The 23917-nt window shown below is 42.0% G+C and carries 25 protein-coding genes; 18 read left to right on the top strand and 7 right to left on the bottom strand.

Annotated features, from left to right (window positions below):
* Complete coding sequence (locus tag IRQ78_RS10100; protein ID WP_194442008.1) at nucleotides 1–1695, top strand: GMC oxidoreductase; 1695 nt, start codon at nucleotides 1–3, stop codon at nucleotides 1693–1695.
* Nucleotides 1688–2200 carry a hypothetical protein gene (locus IRQ78_RS10095; RefSeq protein ID WP_194442006.1) on the top strand — a complete coding sequence of 171 codons (513 nt, stop codon included), beginning with the start codon at nucleotides 1688–1690 and terminating at the stop codon, nucleotides 2198–2200. Before IRQ78_RS10100 ends, IRQ78_RS10095 begins: the two co-directional genes overlap by 8 nt.
* 30 nt (nucleotides 2201–2230) lie before the next feature.
* Here the strand turns inward: IRQ78_RS10095 and IRQ78_RS10090 are convergent, their stop codons facing one another.
* On the bottom strand, nucleotides 2231–3562 hold the full coding sequence (locus IRQ78_RS10090; protein WP_228482593.1) for a sugar MFS transporter: 1332 nt from the start codon (nucleotides 3560–3562) through the stop codon (nucleotides 2231–2233).
* Between the two features lie 159 nt (nucleotides 3563–3721).
* On the opposite strand from IRQ78_RS10090, the gene agaR reads away from it, so the two are divergent.
* Both agaR and tatA read left to right on the top strand, forming a co-directional pair.
* Complete coding sequence (gene agaR, locus IRQ78_RS10085) at nucleotides 3722–4486, top strand: transcriptional repressor AgaR (RefSeq protein ID WP_194442004.1); 765 nt, start codon at nucleotides 3722–3724, stop codon at nucleotides 4484–4486.
* Nucleotides 4487–4532: 46 nt separating this feature from the next.
* Entirely contained in the window at nucleotides 4533–4688 is a 156-nt protein-coding gene (gene tatA / locus IRQ78_RS10080) for a twin-arginine translocase TatA/TatE family subunit (RefSeq protein ID WP_082389242.1), read from the top strand.
* 11 nt (nucleotides 4689–4699) lie between these two features.
* Here tatA and IRQ78_RS10075 read toward each other — a convergent pair whose 3' ends face one another.
* Nucleotides 4700–5779, bottom strand: a complete 1080-nt coding sequence (locus IRQ78_RS10075) for a mechanosensitive ion channel family protein (protein ID WP_194442003.1) — start codon at nucleotides 5777–5779, stop codon at nucleotides 4700–4702.
* A 122-nt stretch (nucleotides 5780–5901) separates the two neighbouring features.
* On the opposite strand from IRQ78_RS10075, the gene IRQ78_RS10070 reads away from it, so the two are divergent.
* The 4 genes from IRQ78_RS10070 (at nucleotide 5902) to IRQ78_RS10055 (ending at nucleotide 10632) form a co-directional block, all read left to right on the top strand.
* The gene (locus tag IRQ78_RS10070; RefSeq protein WP_194442002.1) at nucleotides 5902–6867 is read left to right on the top strand and encodes a YihY/virulence factor BrkB family protein; all 966 of its coding nucleotides are present in this window, start codon (nucleotides 5902–5904) and stop codon (nucleotides 6865–6867) included.
* 194 nt (nucleotides 6868–7061) lie between these two features.
* Complete coding sequence (locus IRQ78_RS20790) at nucleotides 7062–8711, top strand: sensor histidine kinase (RefSeq protein WP_194442000.1); 1650 nt, start codon at nucleotides 7062–7064, stop codon at nucleotides 8709–8711.
* 97 nt (nucleotides 8712–8808) lie between these two features.
* On the top strand, nucleotides 8809–9651 hold the full coding sequence (locus IRQ78_RS10060; protein ID WP_194441998.1) for a pirin family protein: 843 nt from the start codon (nucleotides 8809–8811) through the stop codon (nucleotides 9649–9651).
* A gap of 9 nt (nucleotides 9652–9660) precedes the next feature.
* The gene (locus IRQ78_RS10055) at nucleotides 9661–10632 is read left to right on the top strand and encodes a glutathione S-transferase family protein (protein ID WP_194441996.1); all 972 of its coding nucleotides are present in this window, start codon (nucleotides 9661–9663) and stop codon (nucleotides 10630–10632) included.
* Between the two features lie 41 nt (nucleotides 10633–10673).
* On the opposite strand, the gene IRQ78_RS10050 is transcribed toward IRQ78_RS10055, so the two are convergent.
* The 5 genes from IRQ78_RS10050 to IRQ78_RS10030 form a co-directional block, all read right to left on the bottom strand.
* Complete coding sequence (locus IRQ78_RS10050; RefSeq protein WP_138598832.1) at nucleotides 10674–11249, bottom strand: AAA family ATPase; 576 nt, start codon at nucleotides 11247–11249, stop codon at nucleotides 10674–10676.
* Nucleotides 11250–11338: 89 nt separating this feature from the next.
* Nucleotides 11339–11599 (bottom strand): hypothetical protein, encoded by a 261-nt coding sequence (locus IRQ78_RS10045; RefSeq protein ID WP_407681616.1) that lies wholly within the window; start codon nucleotides 11597–11599, stop codon nucleotides 11339–11341.
* Entirely contained in the window at nucleotides 11596–12042 is a 447-nt protein-coding gene (locus IRQ78_RS10040; RefSeq protein ID WP_054552741.1) for a hypothetical protein, read from the bottom strand. Before IRQ78_RS10040 ends, IRQ78_RS10045 begins: the two co-directional genes overlap by 4 nt.
* A gap of 5 nt (nucleotides 12043–12047) precedes the next feature.
* Nucleotides 12048–12389, bottom strand: a complete 342-nt coding sequence (locus IRQ78_RS10035; RefSeq protein ID WP_054552740.1) for a hypothetical protein — start codon at nucleotides 12387–12389, stop codon at nucleotides 12048–12050.
* A 23-nt stretch (nucleotides 12390–12412) separates the two neighbouring features.
* A complete protein-coding gene (locus tag IRQ78_RS10030; protein ID WP_171043807.1) occupies nucleotides 12413–12574 on the bottom strand; it encodes a hypothetical protein in 162 nt (53 codons plus the stop codon).
* Between the two features lie 274 nt (nucleotides 12575–12848).
* On the opposite strand from IRQ78_RS10030, the gene mraZ reads away from it, so the two are divergent.
* Genes mraZ through murG form a run of 10 tightly spaced genes read left to right on the top strand, consistent with a single transcriptional unit; the run spans nucleotide 12849 to nucleotide 23913 of the window.
* Nucleotides 12849–13307 (top strand): division/cell wall cluster transcriptional repressor MraZ, encoded by a 459-nt coding sequence (gene mraZ, locus IRQ78_RS10025; RefSeq protein WP_054552739.1) that lies wholly within the window; start codon nucleotides 12849–12851, stop codon nucleotides 13305–13307.
* A 30-nt stretch (nucleotides 13308–13337) separates the two neighbouring features.
* A complete protein-coding gene (rsmH, locus tag IRQ78_RS10020) occupies nucleotides 13338–14273 on the top strand; it encodes a 16S rRNA (cytosine(1402)-N(4))-methyltransferase RsmH (RefSeq protein WP_054552738.1) in 936 nt (311 codons plus the stop codon).
* Nucleotides 14273–14599, top strand: a complete 327-nt coding sequence (gene ftsL, locus IRQ78_RS10015; protein ID WP_054552737.1) for a cell division protein FtsL — start codon at nucleotides 14273–14275, stop codon at nucleotides 14597–14599. The genes rsmH and ftsL overlap by 1 nt, the downstream gene beginning before the upstream one ends.
* Entirely contained in the window at nucleotides 14596–16413 is a 1818-nt protein-coding gene (locus IRQ78_RS10010) for a penicillin-binding transpeptidase domain-containing protein (protein WP_054552736.1), read from the top strand. The genes ftsL and IRQ78_RS10010 overlap by 4 nt, the downstream gene beginning before the upstream one ends.
* On the top strand, nucleotides 16406–17884 hold the full coding sequence (murE, locus tag IRQ78_RS10005) for a UDP-N-acetylmuramoyl-L-alanyl-D-glutamate--2,6-diaminopimelate ligase (protein ID WP_138598836.1): 1479 nt from the start codon (nucleotides 16406–16408) through the stop codon (nucleotides 17882–17884). The genes IRQ78_RS10010 and murE overlap by 8 nt, the downstream gene beginning before the upstream one ends.
* Nucleotides 17881–19269 carry a UDP-N-acetylmuramoyl-tripeptide--D-alanyl-D-alanine ligase gene (locus IRQ78_RS10000; protein WP_194441994.1) on the top strand — a complete coding sequence of 463 codons (1389 nt, stop codon included), beginning with the start codon at nucleotides 17881–17883 and terminating at the stop codon, nucleotides 19267–19269. The genes murE and IRQ78_RS10000 overlap by 4 nt, the downstream gene beginning before the upstream one ends.
* Entirely contained in the window at nucleotides 19263–20345 is a 1083-nt protein-coding gene (mraY, locus tag IRQ78_RS09995; RefSeq protein WP_054552733.1) for a phospho-N-acetylmuramoyl-pentapeptide-transferase, read from the top strand. Before IRQ78_RS10000 ends, mraY begins: the two co-directional genes overlap by 7 nt.
* The gene (gene murD / locus IRQ78_RS09990; protein ID WP_194441992.1) at nucleotides 20346–21671 is read left to right on the top strand and encodes a UDP-N-acetylmuramoyl-L-alanine--D-glutamate ligase; all 1326 of its coding nucleotides are present in this window, start codon (nucleotides 20346–20348) and stop codon (nucleotides 21669–21671) included. It begins immediately after the preceding gene.
* Entirely contained in the window at nucleotides 21668–22843 is a 1176-nt protein-coding gene (ftsW, locus tag IRQ78_RS09985) for a cell division protein FtsW (protein ID WP_054552731.1), read from the top strand. Before murD ends, ftsW begins: the two co-directional genes overlap by 4 nt.
* Nucleotides 22840–23913 (top strand): undecaprenyldiphospho-muramoylpentapeptide beta-N-acetylglucosaminyltransferase, encoded by a 1074-nt coding sequence (gene murG / locus IRQ78_RS09980; protein WP_166338774.1) that lies wholly within the window; start codon nucleotides 22840–22842, stop codon nucleotides 23911–23913. Before ftsW ends, murG begins: the two co-directional genes overlap by 4 nt.
* Nucleotides 23914–23917: the final 4 nt, after the last annotated feature.

The raw sequence follows: 23917 nt of genomic DNA, 5'->3' as shown, positions 1-23917 counted from the left end.
ATGCAGGCAAAAGTATTCGATGCCATTGTTATTGGCAGTGGCATTACTGGCGGCTGGGCTGCTAAAGAACTGACCGAAAAAGGGCTCAATGTACTGCTACTTGAACGTGGCAGACAGGTTGTGCATGGTTCTGACTATATCACTGCGTTTAAAGAAGATTGGCAACTTCCTTTTCGCGACAGGCCCAGCCTGCTAGAAAAGCAGAATCAAGCTAAACAAGCACGCACTGGCTATGCCACCAAACAATCAATAAAACACTGGTTTGTGAATGATTTGCAGCACCCTTATCTTGAATCACAACGTTTTGATTGGATCCGAGGGTATCATCTGGGTGGTCGCTCATTAACTTGGGGGCGGCAATGCTTGCGCCTCAGTGATATAGATTTTGCAGCCAACAAACAAGATGGTCACGGCATTGATTGGCCTGTGCGTTATCAAGATATTGCACCTTGGTACGATAAAGTAGAAGCCTACATCGGGGTTATCGGCGAAGCGCTGAACTTACCTCAGCTACCTGATGGACCTTACTTGCCTCCTTTTGCGCTTAATGCCGTAGAGCAGCAGCTTAAACAAAGTTTATTAACTCACTACACTAACCGTCACCTCACCATCGGGCGAGTTGCACATTTAACCAAGGCAAAGCCTGAACAAGGTCGTGCCCCATGCACTAAGCGCAACCGCTGTATGCGAGGCTGCCCAGCAGGGAGTTATTTTAGTAGTTTAGCCTCGACCTTACCTGCAGCGATGCGTACTGGGCGACTCACAATTCAGACTCACTCCATTGCCAAAGAGATTATTTACAATCCAGATAGCGGACTAGCTACGGGCGTGAAAGTAATTGATGCTGAATCTAAAAAGGAGCGTATCGCGCGAGCAAAGATTATCTTTTGCTGTGCATCAACGGTGGCAACAACAGCCTTGTTATTAAATTCAACTTCTGCACGTTTTCCTAATGGCTTAGGGAACGATAGTGGAGAGCTTGGTCATAACCTCATGGATCACCATTTTAGGGTTGGCGCAACTGGCGAGCCTAGGGGCTTTGCTGATGACTTTAATGATGGCGACAGACCCGCTGGCTTTCATATCCCGCGCTTTCGAAACCTTGATGATAACGAGCAACATAGCTTTATTCGCGGCTATGGCTATCAAGGATACGCAACACGCAAAGATTGGCGACGGGGCTTTAAAGAACTTAGCTTTGGTAAGGCTTTTCGAGAAGAGCTTGCCAAGCCTGGGCCTTGGCAAGTTGCATTGATAGGCTTTGGTGAATGCCTGCCTTATCATCGTAATAAAATGAGCTTAGATCCGGTATTAAAAGATCAATGGGGGCTACCTTTAGTTAATTTTGATTGCCAATTTGCTGAAAACGAGCAACGCATGCGCGAGGATATGAAAACGCAAGCCGTCGAGATGCTAAGCAAAGCAGGTTATCAAAATGTACAAGCGTACGACAAAGGCTCTGCGCCGGGGCAAGCCATCCACGAAATGGGAACTGCGCGCATGGGACATGATGCTACAACCTCAGTGCTTAATCGTTATAACCAAATTCATAGTGTGCGTAACGTCTATGTCACTGACGGCTCGTTTATGTGCTCGTCGGGTTATCAGAACCCTTCGTTAACCTATATGGCATTTACTGCAAGAGCCGCCGATCATGCTGCATGGCATTATCAAAACGGGGTGTTTCATGGCTGATCTACAAAGGCGAAATGCCATTAAATGTTTAGCTGCATTATTCGGTGCGGCTATTACGCCAGTGGCTGCGACTCAGTTATTTGATAAAACGGATGACAATCATTTTGAGGTGCTTAAAGCAGCGGCGCATCGGGATGTGGTCACGCAAATGCAGGCTGTTATTTTAGAGCTAGAGCCAAATGATCAGCTGTATTTTAATTTAGTCGCTTTCACAGATTTAATGCTGGCAAATACACTAACTACGACTGAGCGTACGGCATGCTTAAAAGGCGCTGAGCTGATTGCAGAAGGTGTTCTTTCATCGTCGCAATTAGCAAATAAACTCACAGGTTTATTTACTATCTCTTCTTCGCAGCAACAGCGCATAATAGCGCAGCAAGCCTTACCTTTTTCAGAAGTGAGCCTTGATAAGCGTGACGAGTATTTAATTTATAAGTGTATTTTTACTGTGCGTGAATTTTTGCTACTGGGCTATTTCACATCAGAAAAATTGCAGGCTAGTTAAAAATTAAAATAACTAAGCCTGCCCATGTCGTTACTTACGCCAACTTGTTAGTTTGTGACCAATCAGTGCGTAATAAAGAATAAACGCATAGCAAGGGATCAACAGATAGTAAGCTTGTTGTGCATTGCCCGTATATTCTGCAAATACACCGTATACCAAAGGTAATAGAGCGCCACCAGAAATCCCCATAATCAGTAATGCCGCGCCGGTTTGAGTTTTATCGCCGAGATTTGCAAGGGCCATAGGCCAAATGGTCGGCCAAACTAGCGCATTCGATAAGCCAAGTAATGCAACATATAACACGGTATCTGGAAAGCTGTTATCAGCAAGCCAAAAGAGCACTACGTTTGCAATCGCAGTTTGTTGCGGATCAATCAAAATGATGCCAAGTGAAAACACACAACCACTTAACGCGGAAAATATCAGCGCCTGTTGCTGACTAAAAAAACGAGGAATTAACACGATACCTAACACATAACCTAGCACCATAAAGCCCATGGTGTAAGAGGTGAGTTCAGCGAACTGCAATACCCCTTGTTCTTTGCCGTAAAGGCCAATGGTGTCGCCGGCAATAACTTCTGCGCCTATGTAAAAGAATAGAGCTATCACGCCTAAAACCAAGTGTGGGAATTGCAGTACTGATTTACTCTCGCTGTTGTTGCTAGTTTTTGGTTGCTCAATATCAGGTAATGGAGCCAGCATAATCAACGCCGCTAATATCGCTAATGCGATTGCCATTACAAAGTAAGGAGTAATTAAACGATTAGCCAGTTCTTGTAACTGCAATTGCTTTTGAATGCTGTTCAATTGGGCGAGAGCTTCAGGGCTAAAGCTGGCAATGTCGCTAAATACAATCGCAGAGAAGAGCAATGGAGCAACCACACCTGCGCTCTTATTGAGAATACCCATGATGCTAATGCGTACGGCTGCCGTGTCTTTAGAACCAATTAGCACGATGTAAGGATTCGCAGCGGTTTGTAATAAGGTGAGGCCGCTTCCTAAAGTAAATAAGGCAACCAAAAATAACCAATAAGCCTGAATTTGTGCGGCAGGAATAAACAACAACGCGCCAAATGCCATGGTGCCTAAACCAAATGACATACCATGCTTATAACTAAATAATTTCAATATCTTAGCGCTCGGCAGTGCCATGACGGTATAGGCGATATAAAACACCAATGTCACCATGTAAGCTTCAATATGGTTGAGATCACAGACCATTTGTAGAAATGGAATCAAAGATCCATTGAGCCAAGTTATAAAGCCAAATAAGAAAAACAAGCCACCTATGATCAACATAGGTAGTAATTGTGTACGGTTGGTGTGTTCTGTTTGCTCTAATAGTGAGCTTTGTGTTGTCATTTTTGTCACCAATAAGTTAACGGTAGATTAATGATAAAACATTTTTCGTAAGTTTTGAAAGTTTTATTTTATTTCGAAACTAAGCTTGGCTTTGAAACTGTAAATTGTGTAATATTGAACTACGAATTTGAAAGCAGCTATATAAACAACAGGCCAGCTATGCTAACCACAATAGAAAGAAGACAAAAAATCGTTCTGATGACCGAGGAAAATGGCAAAGTAAATGTTAAAGATCTTGCGAAAACTTTTGATATTTCTGAGGTTAGTATTCGCCATGATCTTAACGAACTGGGCAAGCGTGGTCTGGTTGTTCGTTCTCGCGGCGGCGCAATTGCTTGTGATAAATTGGTCAAAGAGTTATCAGTTAAAGATAAGCATAACGAAAATTATGCTGTGAAAGTTCTACTGGCAAAAGCTGTTGCAAATTTAGTTGATGATGGCGATTCACTAATTATTGATTCGGGCACCACAACCGAAGAAGTCGCGAAAGCATTGACCAACAAACAAGACTTAACCGTGATGACAAACGGCCTCAATATCGCACATGTACTAGCTGATATAGAGGATGCCAATGTATTTATGCTGGGTGGGCAATTGCGCAAGAAATCAATGTCTTTTTACTCAAATGAAGTTGAACAAGCACTCAGTAAATATAATTTTAAAAAGGTTATTTTAGGAGTGGATGGCATAGATCCTGAAGCGGGGATCACCACCCATTATGAGCCTGAAGCAATGTTAAACCGAACAATGTGCACACGTGCAGATCAAGTGATTGCTGTAACTGATTCAAGTAAATTTGGTAAACGGGCTTTGTATAATGTATTACCACTAAAATCAATCGATGTGCTAGTAACCGATAAAAAAATGCCAGCTGAATTTGTTGAGTCATTGGTTGCTTTGGGGATCGACGTAATCACTGTTTAGAGCTAGTAGCATACTGACAAATTACCTAAACCTTAAGGAGGTTATTATGGCAGGAATAAGTGTTTGGCAATTAGCTATTATTGCCGCAATTGTGGTGCTTTTATTTGGCACAAAAAAACTGTCACGGATCGGTGGTGACTTAGGGACATCAATTAAAGGGTTTAAACGTGCAATGCAAGATAAACCCAAAGACGAAGCCTGATAATCTTTGTCTCAAATAATGTTATTACCTTGCTCTGGGTCGCGAGATTGATCTGCTTGTTCGCGGATATCATCGGCATCACTGCTAACATCATCAAGGCTATGGTCGTCGAGTGATTTTGCTGTTTTTAGCTCTGCGCTTACATTATTGTTTGGCTGTTCGGTATCGTTTTCGCTATTTAAAATAATTCGCTCGCGAGCATCATCCGGCATGCTTATTTGCTCCGCTAAATAAGTAATGACCAACTCTCGCATCAATTGTGAGGCCACTTTGATAGTACTGTGTTCGTTACTATTTACCCAAAAATAAATGGTTAGATTAAGAGTTGCTGAGCCTAATGAATTAATAAGTACTTGGCTTGGCGGATCATTAATAACAGCAGGGTTTTGATTAACCACTTTCATTGCTAATTGTTGGGCATAGCGAATGTCATTATCGTAGCCAATGCCAACATTAAAGTGGCCCCGCATTTTTGGGTTTGCGGTGAGGTTTTTAATGACGTTTTTATAGACGGTCGCATTGGGAATTTGAATATGATTACCGTCAAAGTCAACCAAGGTGGTGGCGCGCGCCGTAACCTTTTTAACTACTCCTAAACGACCATCTACTTCAATAACATCATCAATACGAAAAGGGCGCTGTACGCTAAGTAGCATACTTGAGATAAAGTTTTCGGCGATATCGCGAAAAGCAAAACCTAAAATAAGCCCAACTAAGCCAGTGCCACTCATAATAGCCACAGCAAAGCTGGTTAGCCCTGCTAGACGTAAAAATAAGTACACGCCAAACAAGATAATAATAATGCTAAAAAAGCGCCTCGTAACGACATGTAAAAGTTTGCTTTCGCTCACAAAGCCAAGCGGTTTTATTAATAGATAAGATAAAGGGCGGGCCAACAAGTAACAGATAATGATGGCCGCAATACCAAGTGTCAGTGCAGGTAACATTTGCCATGCAGTATGTAAAAACTGCGTAATTTGAAAGTTTAAGTCTTGCCAAGATAAGCTTTCAGAAACTGTTTGAGATGCTATGGAAATTGATGCTTTTAAAACGTTAGCTAGTTGATTTTCAGTAAGTAAATAATAACTCATTGCACCGCTCCATGGATCTTTAAGTTGCTTCAATAAGTTTAGTTCAATGCAATTCAGGCGCCATAATTACTGGCAAGTTGTTTGCAGCATTGTACTTTTCACAGTCATTCTTTGGGTCACTTATGGCGAATGGTAACCGCGGTTTTCAAGCTCGTTCACCGATGGAAATCCCAATTCGAGGTTGGTGGGATATCAGTAAACGGGTTTATCACAACCTATCACAAGACAATTTATCTTTTGTAGCAGCAGGCGTGGCATTTTATGCTCTTTTAGCTATTTTTCCTGCTTTGGCAGCTATTGTATCCGTATATGCCTATTTTGCTTCTCCCACAGATATCCATGATCAGTTAGATAAGGTGATTGCGATATTACCTGCAAGTAGTCGTGACATCATTTTGCTTCAAGTTAGCGATATCACTCAGCAGTCAAATAAGGTATTGAGTGCAAGTGCCATAGGTACCTTGCTATTAACTATTTGGAGTAGCAGTAAAGGCTGCCAAGCACTTATTACCGCCTGTAATATTACTTATCATCAGCGTAATAAGCGTCAGTTCTTTATGGCATTAGTGGTGCGTTTTTTATTTTCTTTGGGTGCTATTGTAGTTGCGCTGGTGGCATTATTGATCATTGGTGTCTTACCGATTGTACTCAACTTAGTTGGCTTAACAGAGCTTATCGACTTAATGATTCAGCTCATTACTTGGCCATTGTTAGCCATTATTTTTAATCTCGCTTTAGCGTTTTTATATCGTTATGCGCCTCATCGAACTCCAGCTAAATGGCGCTGGATCACGCCGGGCTCAATACTTGCTACGTTAATGTGGATCATCGCATCAATTGGTTTTTCATATTATGTATCTCAATTTGCTAGTTATAACGAAACCTATGGATCGCTAGGTGGTGTGGTGATCATGTTGATGTGGCTTTATATCAGCGCATATATCATCATTTTTGGTGCGGCTATCAATGCCAGTACAGAGCAACAAACTCTAGTTGATAGCACTATTGGGCCAGAAAAAGCTGTAGGGAAACGCGGCGCGATCGTGGCCGATAGATTGACAATTAAACAACGAGAAAATGAGCAATAAGACGCAGTCGAGTTACTCCTAGACTTAAGGTAACCCCTAGGCCCTAATTGACATTTTTAGAATTGACTTCTATTAAATATTTAATCCTAAAGTTCGATTTTGGTTTTTATGACTCGTACTGTGATTTTACGTATCAGTAGGTCAGAAAGTTAAATCTGCGATCTCTAGCTGTAATCATATTTATAGGTCATGAAATGCAAAAAGAGCTCCAACTTAATATTAAGCGTTTATCTTTACTTAATTTGGTTGCTGTAATTCTAGCTGGGTTAACGGCTTTGTCAGTTTATTTAATGTATGGCAGTTTAAAAACCATAGAGGCTGAAACTAAGGTTAGGTATCAGTCTTATATTTTGGCTGAGCAAGTCAGACAAAGTTCAGATCAATTAAGTTTAATGGCAAGGGCTTATACGGTAACAGGCAATACTAAATTTTTAGACTTTTTTAACCAAATTCTAGCTATTCGAAATGGTGAAGCTCCACGTCCAGAAGATTATCACCGCGTTTATTGGGATATGTTAATGCCTCATAACGGTAAGGCTCCATTTCCTGACGGTGAAAAAAAATCACTCCAAGTTATGCTAAATTCCATTGGTATAACAGATGAGGAGATGCAACAAATCCGGCTTGCAGAAAAAGCATCAAATGATTTAACAAAAATTGAGTACGCTGCTTTTCAAGCTTTAGCAAATAAACCTGACGAGAATATGGAAAAGGAGCAAATTGACGCGATTCTGAGTTTGTATAGTGATGATTACTTTTTGGCAAAGTCAGAAATAATGAGTCACATTAATAACTTTTTGTTTATGTTAGATTATCGAACCGAACAAAACCTTGATATCGCGACGCGAGATCACTACTTGATGTCGCTTTTCTCTTTTTGCTGCTTTATTACCATTTTAATTGTTCTGTATTTTATCGGCCGTTTGCGCAAATCACTTAATCATTTATATGTGTCTTCACTTGAAGCTGAAGTGGCAGAAAAAACATCTTCTTTGACTGAGAAAAACGTGCAGCTTAAAGAATCTATGGATTTAATGGCAAAGACTCAAAAATACTTAATGGAAGCAGAAAAAACAGCAGCACTAGGTCGTCTAGTTGTTGGGGTAGCACATGAAGTCAACACGCCTGTAGGTATATGTATAACAGCTGTCAGTTACCTTGAAGATGAAAATAAAAAGATGGGAAAAGTGCTAGCTGATAAACGCGTTAGTAAAGGCTCACTTGAAAAATATGTACATACTTCAGAAGAAATTAGCTTATTACTTCATTCTAATTTAGATCGATTAGTTGAATTGATAACAAGCTTTAAACAAATTGCCGCTGATCAGTATTGTGATGAATTAAGGGTAATTAACTTGAATCCGCATCTGCATGATATTGTGATGTCGTTTAAGTCAGATTCTAAAAATAAAAATGTTGAGGTGATTTTTAACATACCCGATGATTTAAAAATTCAAAGTTACCCAGGAACATTTAATCACGTTATGACAAACTTGTTTTCAAATGTTTTTTTTCATGCGTTTGATGGGCAGATTGAAGGCGCAAAAATAGAAGTTTCAGCAAGTTTTAAACATAATAATGTTTTTATAAGTGTTAAAGACAATGGCTGCGGCATAAGCGAAGATATTCAAGATAAAATATTTGATCCTTTTTTTACTACTAAGCGTGTCCAAAAAAATACTGGTCTAGGGCTTTATGCTGTTATGAATTTAGTTACGCAAAAATTAAAGGGCTCGATTAGTTTCGAATCTGAAGAACAGACAGGCACCACTTTTTATTTAACTTTGCCAAATCTTCAAGCTGAGCATGAAATAACGCAGAGCGATGATAAAGAACCTCTTTAGTATTCGCTTTTATAGAACGTTATATGCTTATTTTACTCATGGTTGTTAGTTAAAATAGCGCCTAAAATCACTTCATACAATTTACGGGAGTAAAGTTATGAAAGTGATTCAACAATTAAATAGCCATGCCACACAAGATGGTGATGGCGTAAACATCAGCCGTATTCCAGGTTTTGATGGCAAGTACTTAGACCCTTTCTTAATGATCGATGAGCTTAAATCCGATGATCATAGTGATTTTATGGGCGGCTTTCCTGCGCACCCTCACCGCGGTATCGAAACCTTTACTTATATTATTAAAGGTGGCTTTGAGCACCAAGATCAAATGGGTAACAAAAAAGCAATTCGTGCTGGCGATGTGCAGTGGATGAGTACCGGTTTTGGTGTGATCCACAGTGAAATGCCATTAGCAGATGCTAAAGAAGGTATGCATGGCTTTCAGATTTGGTTAAATATGCCAAGTGCCGAGAAGCTAAGAGCGCCGCGATATCAAGATACCACTGAAGCGCCAGCACCAACGACTCAAAATGAGCAAGGTGTTGAGCTTAAAGCGTTGGCAGGAAGCTGGCAATTTGCCGATGAAGAGCAGGTATCTAGCTTACAAGACCTCGCAGCTGACGGCATGCTTGCTGATGTGACTTTACCAGCTGGTACGCAGTTTTATCATGCACCGCTTACACAAACTAAGGTGATGATCTATATCCATACCGGAGAAATTCATACTGAACAGGGCGGACCAGTTAAAGCAGGTAGCTTATTGATTTTAGAGCCTGGCAGTGACATTGAGTTTAACTCGCAAACGGGTGCAGGGGCGTTAATTCTAGCCGGTGAGCCGCTTAAGCAACCAATCGCTCATATGGGCCCGTTTGTAATGACAACCCAACTTGAGTTACAACAAGCAGTACGTGACTATCAGCTAGGTAAATTTGGCACACTATAGGAGGTTATTGTGGGATTACTAGTAAATGGCCAATGGCAAGATAAATGGTACGACACCGATAACAATCAAGGTGAGTTCAAACGTGAGGCAGCCCAGTTACGCAACTGGGTTACAGCAGATGGTAGTGCAGGGCAAAGCGGTGATGCGGGCTTTAAAGCTGAGAAAGATCGTTACCATCTATATGTCTCTTTAGCTTGCCCGTGGGCTCATCGCACTTTGATTTTTCGCCATTTAAAAGGCCTTGAAGATTATATCAGTGTGTCGGTTGTCAGTCCTGACATGCTAGAGCATGGCTGGACCTTTGATAAAGACAATCACAGCACCGGTGATGCACTTTTCGATAGCGACTTTATGCATCAAATTTATACGCGTAACAAAGCCGATTATTCAGGTCGTGTTACGGTTCCCGTGCTTTGGGATAAAAAAACGCAGCGTATTGTTAGTAACGAATCTGCTGAAATTATCAGAATGTTTAATAGCGCGTTTAATGGCCTTACAGGTAATGAACGCGACTTTTATCCGCAATCGTTGCGCTCTGAAATTGATGAAGTTAATGAGTTTGTTTATCACAATATCAATAATGGGGTGTATCGTGCAGGTTTTGCAACATCGCAAGAAGCTTATACAGAAGCCTTTGATGATCTCTTTACCGCTCTAGATAAGATTGAGCAACGATTATCAGCTAATCGTTATTTAGTGGGGGACACACTGACTGAGGCCGACTGGCGTTTATTTACCACCTTAATTCGCTTCGACAGTGTTTATGTGGGCCACTTTAAATGTAATTTGCGTACTATTGAGAGCTATCCGGCGATCAGCAACTATTTACGTGAGTTATATCAAATTGAAGGTGTAAGTAAGACCGTTGATTTTTATCATATAAAACGTCATTACTATTTTAGCCACACCATGATCAACCCAACTCAAGTTGTGCCAAAAGGGCCTGATATAGACTACGCTCGGTCTCATAACCGTGGTTAATAAACCTTGATAACTAACAGTTTAATGACTTGATTGAACTGTTAGTTATAACTATCCATGACCTTGCGGATAGTGTCGATGCCAAACATCACCTTTTGAATAAATGACTCAGAACTTTTCACTAAATTAAAATTAGGGTGCTGAGACCAAACTGCTTGCAGTTTGTCATCAAGCAATATGGCTTGCTGATCAGACTCGTTTCTAACTGGGTTATTAGAATGAATACTTTGCCCAGACTTCGCTGCTGTTTCAAAAAAGATCACTGCATCATATTGATTAAGCTCGGTATGTAGGTTGGTATTCAGACACTCAAAAAACTCATCTTGCTCACCGGGCCAGTAGGCAAGTCCATCTAAGCTACCACGATCGCAAAGCATTAAACGATCTGGGTGCATGGTTCGTTGAATATGTTCAAGGTGTTTTTGTAAGCTGAAGATAGCTTGTTGGTGAGCTTTGATCAGGTGAGTTGCATCACCACGTTCTATACCACCGCTGAACAGCATGGTCGCAGATTCTGGTACAACAACAATTTGATTAGAAAATTCACGTCTTAATAGATCGATGGCTGTTGTTTTACCACCGCCAGGGCCACCAGTTAGTACAATCCTTTTCTTCACCTTACATCCTCACAAATTGCTCGTTTGTGTTTAAGGTAATGAAAATAGGTGGCAAAGAGAAGTAAAAAGCAAACATTACATGATAATGATCACAACAAACGCAGTAACCAGCTGAAGCGGCTGACTTGTTTCAATTTACTGTCCTTGTGGTCTGAGTTATTAAGTGCTTCATAACCCATACCCGCAGTGAAGGCACTGGCAACACCCACTTTACTTACCGCAAAGCGTTTTAAACGGTATTTGAACGCTTGATGGTGTTGACGTTTAAGCTCATCTTGTAAATCCATTTGCTGGCTTAGCTTAGTTACTCTGTGTTGCGGTTTATTAATAAAATAATCAATTAACATCATTCATCCTTACTAATATTCAATAATTGACGAATACTTTTTAGCGTATGATCAAAACCTATTTTACTGCTGACATAACCAATGTTCTTCCAAAGCCATGCAAGACAAAGCAATTGTAATGCAATCAGTGAAATAGCGGCCAACCACAATGATTGGCTAAAGCTGAATATCGCGATACCGACAGTAGCAAGTAAACCAGCCCAAAGTAACACTAAACCACCGGCAAAACAGACAAGTAATATAATAGTTAAGGCGAGTGAACGTGTTGATAAGCGCCACTCAGCAGCTGCAAGCTTTTTGCAAGTCCCAGTTTGTTTGCGATAGTCAATGTATAGCTGTTTGCCGTAGTCAGATAATTTAGCAAGGTGATCTTGCCACTGATCAGCGTTTAATGGCTGATCAGTGGCATCTTGCGTTTTCTCATCTGTAGATTGAGAAGTTTGCATAACAATTACTTACGACGAATAAGTGCAGTTACTAACATGCCTGCAGCAAATGCAATACCTGCTGTTGCAAGTGGGTTTTCTGATGCAAGTTTACGAGTTTTACCACTGTATTCATTAATTTTAGCGCGTGCTATTGCTTGCTTTTCAGAAAGCGTTTGAGCAGAGCTAGATGCACCCTGACGTACACTATGTTCAGCACTAGCAGCGCGTGTTGATAATGCATCTACTGCGTGGTGAGCTGCCTCTGTCGCTTTTTCTGTGAATGGCGCCTCTACTTGAGCCGCGTTCGAGTTTGCACTGTTACTTGTTGCCGTGCTTGAATTCGATTTTGAAGTTGCGGTAGTCATAATCATTCCTTAAAAATTGCCATTTAATTGGTGATTAACTCATCGCAACCTTCATACCAAAATATAAAATCAATAATTTTCAGTTGTTTATTCTTTTTATTGCGTTCTTGGTTAGTGGTTTTTCGTAACTCTTGCAGGGTGATTAAGTAAAAATTACAGAATAAGATAATTTTGTAATTGTTCATTGGTTATTCATTAACCATTTTTCCCCATTAGATTGCCAATAAAATTGGAAAAAAAATTTTTTTCAATGTTTTCCACTTTTTCCCACGTAATTCAGAGGCTTTGCTCGAGGCCTTATTTTTTCTGGCTTTAGAAGGCACTGAAGATGATCTAGTTACTTGACAAAATAGCTTGTCAAGCCCTAAACTGGAGCACTGTGGTAAAAAGTGGTTTTTAGTGGATCAAATTGGATCAGAGATAGTCAGTTACAATAAATAACCTAATTTAAGGCATGTTATGTTTCGGGGTGCGAGCTCACTGAGTTTGGATGATAAAGGACGTTTTGCGGTACCAACTAAGTACCGAGATGCGATCTTGTCTGAAGATCAGGGAACGGTTATTTGCACTGTTGCTTTAAACGAGCCCTGCTTGTGGTTATACCCGTTAGCCGAATGGCTTGAAATAGAAGAGCGACTATTAAAAATTTCAAATATGAATCCACGCGCTCGCCGCATGCAACGAATGTTGCTCGGCAATGCCACAGAATATCAATTAGATAAAAATGGCCGAATTTTGCTGGCACCTTCGTTACGAGCCCATGCAGAACTAGGAAAAAAAATCATGTTGGTTGGCTTGATGAACAAGTTCGAAATTTGGGATGAAGATCGTTGGCATGAACAAATGCGCCAAGATACTGAAATTGAACGCCTAGGTGATTTTGAGGCGAATCCTGAGTTCGATAACTTCTCACTCTAACGGCACAAAGAAAAAGGCAATTAATAGCTAATGACAGCGCAATTTGAACATGTCTCTGTACTGATGGACGAAACCATAGATGCTTTGGATATTAAACCTGAAGGCATTTACATGGATGGCACATTTGGTCGCGGTGGGCACTCGGGGCAAATTCTTGCGCGTTTAAGTGAACAAGGTCGCTTACAGGCGATTGATCAGGATCCACAAGCTATTAAAGCCGCCGAAAAATTTGCCGATGATGCGCGTTTTTCAATTGCTCACACTCGTTTTTCAAACCTAAAAGCGGTTGCTGAAGATAACGATTTAATCGGTAAAGTTGACGGTATTTTGTTGGATATCGGTGTTTCTTCACCACAGCTTGATGATGCTGAACGCGGTTTTAGTTTTATGAAAGATGGCCCACTTGATATGCGTATGGATCCAACCAGTGGTCGCAGTGCTGCACAATGGCTAGCTGAAGCTGAACTAGAAGATATCACGCATGTGATTAAAACTTATGGCGAAGAAAAATTTGGTCGTCGAATTGCTCATAAGATCATTGAAACACGTGAGCACACTGCAATCACAAGTACTAAGCAGCTTGCTGATTTAGTCGATGAAGCTGTGCCAGTTAAAGATAAGCACAAACACCCAGCTACACGCACATTCCAAGCGATCCGTATTTATATCAATAGTGAGCTTGAAGAAATTCAAACTGCATTGCAAGCCGCTGTTGAGGTTTTAAAACCAGGGGGACGTTTAGTGGTTATTTCGTTCCACTCGTTAGAAGATCGCATTGTTAAGCAGTTTATTAAAAAACAGAGTAAGGGAGAGGCGATACCCAGAGGTCTGCCTTTGACGGACGCACAAATAAACAAAAACCTGACGTTAAAGGCAGTGGGTAAAGCCATTAAGCCGAGTAAGGCGGAGATTGAAGCAAACCCGCGTTCACGTAGTTCAGTGTTAAGGGTTGCGCAGAGGTTGTAATGAAAGCTAAAGCGACACATCGCCAACCTAATTTATTTACAGAAATTTTCAAAGGCCTAGGAGCTAATAAGCTGACCTTGGCCTTGTTGGTTGTGATCCTCGCATCTAGTTTGAGTGTGGTTCAGGTGACGCATCTAGCGCGTCAGCAATTGATTGAACAAGACAAATTATTGCAAGAGCGTGATGAGCTCGATCTTGAGTGGCGTTACTTGCTCGTAGAAGAAGAGTTTTATTCACAGCATGCGCGCATTGAAGAAGTCGCGACTATGCAATTAGAAATGAAACGGCCAACTAGCCAAGACGAACAGGTGGTAATACTGCGATGAGAAGCAGAGGGAAAAAGCCAACAAATACCTTAATCACATGGCGTTTTTTGCTGGTGTGCTCAGTGGTGTTTTTAGTCTTTATGACGCTGGTTGCGCGTGCCGCTTTTTTACAGGTTATTGAACCAGATAAAGCGCGTTCTGAAAGTGATAAACGAACTGTGCGTGTTGAAAAACAACATGTGCAACGTGGCATGATCTTCGATCGCAATGGCAAAGAGTTGGCGGTCAGCGTACCTGTGGTAAGTGTGTATGCGGATCCGAAAGCGCTGCATAAATCACTGATCAGTAAGGTACTGCGTCAAGCTAGAAAAAATGGTGAAGATCAACAAGCACTGGCTGAAAATACGGTTGAGTTAGATAAACGTATTGCCGCTTATTACAATAATGATATTCGCTGGCGTGAACTTGCGGATGTATTACGCATTGACCCAAGTAAAGTTAACTCTCGCCTTCGTGATAATCCAAAGCGTCGTTTTGTCTATTTAAAACGTCAGGTTACCCCTGCTGTTGCTAACTATATTGGTGATCTTCGTTTACCAGGTATCCACTTACTTGATGAGTCAAAACGTTATTACCCTGCCGGTGAAGTAACAGCCCATGTTATTGGATTTACTAACATTGATGGTCATGGTATTGAGGGAATCGAAAAGCTTTATGAAAAGGCGTTAACGGGTGTTGAAGGTCAGCGCACCATTCGTAAGGATGCCCAAGGCCGTGAAGTAGAAGTGCTTGATGAGCGTGAACGTGTTGAGCCTGAAAACATTCATTTAAGTATTGATCAGCGCATTCAAGCGATTGCTTATAAAGCAGTAAAATCAGCAGTTCTAACCTATAAAGCTACTTCGGGCTCAGCCATGGTTGTTGATGTTAAAACCGGCGAAGTATTAGCTATGGTGAATAGCCCATCGTTTAACCCTAATAACTTAAACGATGCTGCACCGCACAAGCGTCGTAACCGTGCTATCACCGATTTGTTTGAGCCAGGCTCTACTGTTAAGCCACTAGCCATTTTAGCTGGTTTAGACTACGGCGCAATTCAACCGGATTCAATTATTGATACTTATCCTGGCTGGATGCGTGTGGGTGGCAGCCTTGTGCAAGATACCCGTAACCATGGTGAGATGACCTTAAGAGAAATCTTAAAGTATTCAAGTAATATGGGTGTAACTAAGGTCAGTCAAGAAGTACCAAAAGACTATTTTGTAGGGCTTTACCAAAAGGTGGGGTTTGGCAGTGATAGTGGTACAGGCATGGTTGGTGAAAGCAGCGGTTTATTTTACCCAAATCGACGCTGGTCAGATCATGAAATTGCTGCATTATCATTTGGTTATAACTTAGCTGTAAGTACCGCTCAAATGGCTCGTTTTTATGCCATGTTAGGCTCTGGTGGCGTTATGCGCCCGCTAACAGTTCTTAAACAAGAGTCAGTGCCAGAGGGTGAACGTATTTTCCAACAAAAAGACGTTGAAGCGGTTGTTCACATGATGGAAAGCGTATTCGAAAAAGGTGGTACTGCACAAAAAGTTCATGTTGATGGCTATCGTGCTGCTGCCAAAACAGGTACCTCTAAGAAAGCCGCTGTGGGCGGGTATGGTGACGAATATGTTGGCTATTTTGCTGGTATTGCGCCAGCGAGTAACCCACGTTTAGCGGTAGTAGTAATGATTAATGAACCGGGTGGAGATGTTTATTACGGCGGTGCGACGGCAGGCCCTGCATTTGCAGAGATTGTCTCCAATGCCTTAAGAATTCTAAACGTTGCACCGGACAAAGATGCGGTTGCGTACGTAGAAGGCAAAGATAACGATGCGTGATTTAAAACCGATTCTTAATCAAATTGATGTTGAGGCCAATAGTTTATTGGTTAACCAACTACGTCTTGATAGTCGAGATGTAAAAGCTGGCGATGTGTTTGTCGCCATTAAAGGCCATCAGCTTGATGGCGGACAGTTTATTGACAAAGCCATTGAAAATGGTGCGGTGGCAGTTATTGCTGACCGTTTATGTGAGTTCGAAAGTGAGTTTGAACCACTTTACTTAGTTACCGATTTAGCAAAAAAGCTGCCAGCACTTGCAGCAGCTTTTTACCAGCAACCATCAAAGCAGCTTGAGTTAGTGGGTGTGACAGGCACCAATGGCAAGTCAACAACCACAGCAATGATTGCGCACTTAGCACAGCACTGTCATAAACGCGCAGCAGTGATTGGTACGCTCGGTTATGGGCACCCTGATAATCTAACTGAGCTTGCAAACACCACGCCATCGAGCGTTGATTTACAGCGTATTTTATCTGAGCTTGTCGCAGAGCAGAATGATGTTGTGGCCATGGAAGTCTCATCTCATGGTTTAGTGCAGCATCGCGTTGATAATTGTCAGTTTAAAGCAGCAGTATTTACTAATCTTACACGCGATCACTTAGATTATCACGGCACCATGGATGCTTACGCTGATGCCAAGTTAATGTTAATGCGTGACCATATGCCACAGCTTGTGGTGCTTAATCAAGATGATGCGCAAGTTGAAGCATGGTTAGAAAAATACGACTTCAATAATCTAATTTGTTACGGCCATAAAAACCTCACGCCTGAAAATGCGCGTTTTGTTTATTTTAGCGATGTAACTTATGATAACAGCGGTATTTCGGCGAAGTTTGATACCAGCTGGGGGCTAGCCGAAGTTAATTGCACACTGTTTGGCGAGTTTAACTTATATAATTTAGCCGCTGCTATGGCTACTTTATTAGGTATGGGTTACCCACTTGATTTACTCGTTGAAGGGTGTAAGTCATTGCAGCCTGTTGCTGGTCGCATGCAGGCATTTAGTGCGCCAGGTCAACCGACTTGTATTGTTGATTATGCCCACACTCCTGATGCATTAGCACTGGCATTACAAGCATTGCAAAAGCACGTTCCAGGTGGCGTTAGCTGTGTGTTTGGCTGTGGTGGTGACAGAGACAAAGGCAAGCGCCCGATGATGGCAAAAGCAGCTGAAGGCAATGCAGACCGTATTATTGTCACCAGCGATAACCCAAGAAGTGAAGACCCTGACGCTATTATCGCTGATGTGGTTGCGGGGCTTAAGCAGCCTGAACGCGCACATTGTGAAGCAGACCGCGCGCAGGCTATTAGTTATGCCATTTCGCAAGCGAGTGCTGATGATGTCATCCTTATTGCGGGCAAAGGTCACGAAGATTATCAAATTATTGGCGACCAACGAATCGACTTCTGCGATCGTCAATATGTACAACAACAATTAAAAGAAAAATCGCAAGGGGCGCAGTTATGATCCCTATGGATTTTGATTGGCTAGCTAAAGTTCTAGCAACCGATTACCAAGGTGGTAATCAAACGGTAAAAAATATTAACACTGACACCCGTACTTTGTGTGACGGTGAAGTGTTTTTAGCGCTACAAGGGCCTAATTTTGATGGCCATAAATTTGTTGCGCAAGCAAAAGAAAAAGGCGCGATAGCTGCTATTGTAGCGCGCCCTGTTAATGTCGATATTGTGCAGTTTGTGGTTAGTGACACACGTATTGCGCTAGGTCACATCGGCGCAGCTGTGATGGCACAGGTTGCACCGAAAACAATTGCTATTACTGGTAGCGTGGGTAAAACGACCGTAAAAGAAATGTGTGCGGCGATTTTATCTGGTCATGGTGAAGTACTGGCAACAAAAGGCAACTTTAATAATGACATTGGCGTACCACTCACGTTATTACGCCTTGAACCACAACACCAATATGCGGTGATTGAGTTAGGTGCAAACCACATTGGTGAAATTGCTTACACCGTTGCAATGACGAAACCTGATGTTGCTGTGGTATGTAATGTTGCAGCTTCTCACTTAGAAGGCTTTGGCTCATTACAAGGTGTAGCAACGGCCAAAGGCGAAATCTATGATGGCTTAAAGCCTGATGGTGTTGCCGTAGTGAATTGCGACAGCGATTATGCCGATTTTTGGCTTGATAAATTAACTAATCGCAACGTAAAACGTTTTTCTACTAGCCAACAATTAGATTATTGGGCAGAAGATGTGGTGCTTGATGAACAAGCGCGCGCTTCTTTTGTGCTTTGCAATAAAGATAAAAAAGTACCTGTCACTCTGGCATTACCGGGCAAGCATAATATTGCTAATGCGTTAATAGCCACCGCCTTAACCACTGAGCTCGGTGTAAGTCTCGAAAGTGTCGCATCGGCGCTGGCAACCATGGGTGAAGTTAAAGGTCGTGTAAACGTCCTTAAAGTGTCAGACACATTGACGGTGATTGATGATACCTACAACGCGAATGTGCAATCGGTTAAAGCGGCAATTGATTTGTTAAGTGATATGCCGGGGCGTCGTATTTTTGCGTTAGGTGATATGGGCGAGCTTGGTGAAGAAGCGCGTTTTTATCATCAACAAGTTGGTGAGTACGCACAGCAAAAAGGCATTGATGAACTTTATAGCCTAGGTGTATTAAGTAAATCAGCCAGTGATGTATTTGAAAAGCCAAACCGCCACTTCTCAAGCCGTGAACAATTATTACAACAATTACAAAGTGAACTTGCTCAATCGACGCAAAAAACCACAGTTGTTGTAAAAGGTTCGCGCAGTTCTCGTATGGAGCTTGTGGTCACAGATTTAGTAAATAGCCAGCAAAATGGCAATAATGGAGTATCGTCATGTTAGTTTGGCTGGCTGAGTATTTAACACAGTATTACAGTGGTTTTAATGTTTTTTCTTACCTAACGCTGCGCGCAATTTTAGGTATTTTAACAGCGCTACTTATCTCACTTTATTTTGGTCCTAAGCTAATTCGTGCATTGCAAAAAATGCAGATTGGTCAGGTGGTTCGTCACGATGGTCCAGAATCTCACCTATCTAAAAAAGGTACGCCAACTATGGGCGGCATTTTGATTTTAGGGGCGATTTTTACCAGCACATTACTGTGGGCAGACCTTTCAAATAAATATGTTTGGGCAACTTTATTTGTCGTGGGCTCGTTGGGCGTGGTTGGTTTTATTGATGACTACCGTAAAGTGATCCGCAAAGACCCTAAAGGCTTAATCGCTAAGTGGAAATACTTTTGGCAATCAGTGATTGCGTTAGTGGTTGCCAGCGCGCTTTATTTTACCTCGCAGCAAGGCAGCGAAACCTCATTAGTTGTGCCGTTTTTCAAAGACGTGTTACCACAGCTAGGGTTGTTTTATATTGTGATGACTTACTTTGTAATTGTAGGTACGTCGAACGCGGTAAACCTAACAGATGGCCTTGATGGTTTAGCGATTGTGCCAACCATTTTAGTGGCGGCAGCACTTGCCATTATTGCTTACTTAACTGGTAATGTTAATTTCTCAAGCTACCTACATATTCCGCATTTACCGCTCGCCAGTGAGCTTGTGGTTGTGTGTACTGCGATTGTCGGGGCTGGACTTGGTTTCTTATGGTTTAACACCTACCCAGCACAGGTATTTATGGGTGATGTAGGCTCATTAGCCCTCGGTGGTGCTTTGGGTATTATTGCGGTGCTGGTTCGCCAAGAACTGGTACTTATCATCATGGGTGGTGTGTTTGTAATGGAAGCATTATCGGTGATTTTACAAGTAGGCTCATACAAATTACGTGGCCAACGTATTTTTAGAATGGCGCCTATTCACCACCATTATGAATTAAAGGGTTGGCCTGAGCCGCGCGTTATTGTGCGCTTTTGGATTATTTCAATCGTGCTAGTGCTTGCTGGCCTTGCGACATTGAAGATCAGGTAAATGACAGTTATTAACGAGATTAAAAATAAACAAATTTCAGTGCTCGGACTCGGTGTAACCGGTCTGGGCATTGTGCGTTTTTTATTGTCTCAGAATATTAAGCCAATTGTTGTTGATAGCCGTACTGCGCCGCCGGGTGCTGATTGGCTAAATGAGCATGCCAGTGAATTAGCGACTCACTTTGGTGATTTAGAACAGGCAGACTTAGCCAGCAATGACATTATTATTATCAGCCCAGGGCTAAGCCTCGCGACACCCGCTGTAGCAAAAGCGATTGATGCTGGTGTTGAAGTGATTGGTGACGTTGAGCTTTTTGCCCGTTTAACCGATAAACCAATTGTCGCGGTGACAGGTTCAAATGGTAAGTCGACAGTGGTCACATTGGCGTTTGAAGTACTGAAAGCGGCCGGTTATAAAGTTGGCCTTGGTGGTAACATTGGTACTGCGGTACTTGATTTACTATCGCAAGACTATGATGTGTATGTACTTGAGCTGTCGAGTTTTCAACTTGATACCACGCATAGCTTAAAAGCGAAAAGTGCCTGTGTGTTGAATGTGAGTGAAGACCACCTCGATCGTTATTCAAGTTATCAAGCATACATAGACTCTAAACAAAGTATTTATAATGGCTCAGAGCTTGCTGTAGTTAATGCCATTGATGTGGCAACACACACTGCAAAGCAGCCCCAAGTAAGCTTTGCGCTCGCCAATGCAGATTTTGCCTTGGTTGAACATCAAGGCGAACAATACTTTGCAGCACATGGTAAACCAGTATTACCAGCAAGCTGCTTAAATGTTGTTGGTTCACACAATCAACAAAACGCTTTAGCGGTGATGGCATTACTGAGCCCGTTTGATATTGCTAAAGGGCATTACCAGCAAGCGTTTAGTGCTTTTACTGGGCTTGCACACCGTTGCCAGTTTGTCGCTGAAATTAATGAAGTAAAATACTTTAATGATTCAAAAGCGACCAATGTAGGTGCAACTATCGCAGCGATTGAAAGCTTAGCTGATCAAGGGAAGCAATTAGTTGTGATTGCCGGTGGTGATGCAAAGGGGGCTGATTTAGATGCCTTAAAGCCATACTTAAACAACAAAGTGAAAGCGCTTATTTGTTTTGGTAAGGATGCTAAAGCTCTCGTAGCATTAACCGAAAAAGGCCACCTAACCACCAACATGCATGAAGCTGTGCAACTAGCGAAACAGTTAAGCAGCAGTGGCGATATCGTTTTATTAGCACCTGCATGTGCCAGCATTGATATGTACAACAATTACATGCAACGTGGTGATGATTTTGCGCAGTGCGTATTGGCGGAGGCAGTATGATTGCATTTGCTGACATCCGTGACGCATTAACACCAAAGCAATCGCCACAGCTTTATGATGTGCCGTTATTGTATTGCATGTTGATGTTGATTGGCGTTGGCTTTGTGATGGTAACCAGTGCCTCTATGCCAACAGCAGAGCGATTATTTGATAATCCGTATCACATTATTATTCGCCACGGCATGTTCTTAATTATGGGCTTTTTCTTATTTTGGATTGCCACAAATGTGCCTATGGATTGGTGGAAGCGCAGTAACGCCTATTTATTGTTGCTGGGTTTAGGTTTGCTGGTTTTAGTGCTGATTGTTGGCCGTGAAGTGAACGGTGCAAAGCGATGGATACCCATTGGCCCTGTGGGCTTTCAGGTTGCTGAAGCCGCCAAGTTGTATTTCTTTAGCTATATTGCCGGTTACTTGGTACGTAAACGTGAAGAAGTACAAGAGAACTTAAAAGGTTTTTTCAAGCCATTAGCTGTATTTGGTGTGTATGCATTTTTGATTTTGATGCAACCAGACTTAGGGACCGTCGTTGTACTGTTTGTGACGACAGTTGGTTTGTTGTTTTTAGCGGGGGCTAAGTTATGGCAGTTTTTTGGCCTTATTTTAACGGGTATTGCTGCCGTGGTAGTGCTAATTATCGCTGAACCATACCGTATGGCCCGTGTCACTGGCTTTTTAGAGCCGTGGGAAGATCCATTCGGTAAAGGTTATCAGTTAGTGCAATCGCTAATGGCATACAGTCAAGGTGGTTGGTTTGGTCAAGGCTTAGGAAATAGCGTGCAAAAACTGCAATATCTTCCTGAAGCACATAATGACTTTATCTTTGCAGTGATTGGTGAAGAGCTTGGCTTTTTTGGCGTATTAAGTATTTTGATTGTGCTTGCTGTGTTTGTATTCAGAGCCCTGTTAATTGGTCAAAAAGCATTGAAATGCGGCAAAGAGTACGAAGGCTATTTTGCTTTTGCTATTGGTATCTGGTTTGCGTTTCAAACCATGGTAAATGTTGGCGCAAGTGCGGGTATTTTGCCAACCAAAGGTTTAACACTGCCGTTTGTTTCTTACGGTGGCTCTAGTTTATTAATTATGACCATAGCAACAGGTGTACTTTTGCGAATAGATTTTGAGACAAAAATGGCAACTAAGCAGGCAACCTCTCGAGGAGGTAAGCGATGAGTAAAAAATTACTTGTTGTTGCAGGCGGTACTGGTGGTCATATTTTCCCGGGTATTGCAGTTGCTGATTTTTTAAAGCAGCAAGGCTGGCAGGTTAGCTGGATTGGCACGCCTGACAGAATGGAAGCAACGGTAGTACCAAAGCACAACATTGAGATTGATTTTATCAATGTGAAAGGTGTGCGTGGCAATGGTATTAAACGTTTGGTCAAGGCACCATTTATGGTGATGAATGCCATTTTTCAAGCACGCAAAATTTTAAAAGCACAAAAGCCCGATGTTGTTTTAGCTATGGGTGGTTATGTGACTGGACCTACGGGCATTGCAGCAAAGAGCTTAGGTATTCCTTTGGTTATTCATGAGCAAAATGCCGTTGCAGGCATGAGTAATCGTTGGCTAGCAAAGTTTGCCAATAAAGTTTTAGCTGCTTTTCCATCGGCTTTTGCAAAAGAACAATGCGAAGTGGTGGGTAACCCAGTGCGAGCAAGTGTCGCTAATGTTACTGTAAAGCAAACAGCGACACCGATTAATGTGCTAGTAGTTGGCGGTTCACTCGGTGCGCAAGTTCTTAATGAGACTTTACCAGCTGTATTCAGTGAACTTTCAGCGCTAACAACGCTTAATATATGGCACCAAACAGGTAAAAATAATGAACCGAATGTGACTGCCAGCTATCAACGGTTAGGGTTAACTGAAAATAGTAAAGTCGCTGAATTCATTGATGATATGGATAGCGCATATCAATGGGCTGATTTGGTAATTTGCCGAGCTGGTGCATTAACGGTGAGTGAGATTGCGGCAGCCGGAAGAATGGCCTTATTTGTGCCTTTTCCGCATGCTGTCGATGACCATCAAACTGCCAATGCAAAGTATTTAGTGACTGAGCAAGCTGCGTTAATTATGCAGCAAAGTGAGTTTAACCAAGCGGCGGTTGTTGAGTTATTAACGCCTTACGTAAATGCACCAGAAAAAATTTCAACAATGGCAAGTAAAGCAAAACAGCTTGCTATTTTAGATGCCACAGCCAATGTTGCAAAACGCTGTGAGCAACTAGCAGATAGAAGAGATTAGTAGT

This window comes from Pseudoalteromonas simplex, from assembly GCF_015278155.1.
GTDB classification, from domain to species: Bacteria; Pseudomonadota; Gammaproteobacteria; order Enterobacterales; family Alteromonadaceae; genus Pseudoalteromonas; species Pseudoalteromonas simplex.
Note: the sequence above shows the minus strand (reverse complement) of the source record. Positions and strands in the feature narration are given on the sequence as shown.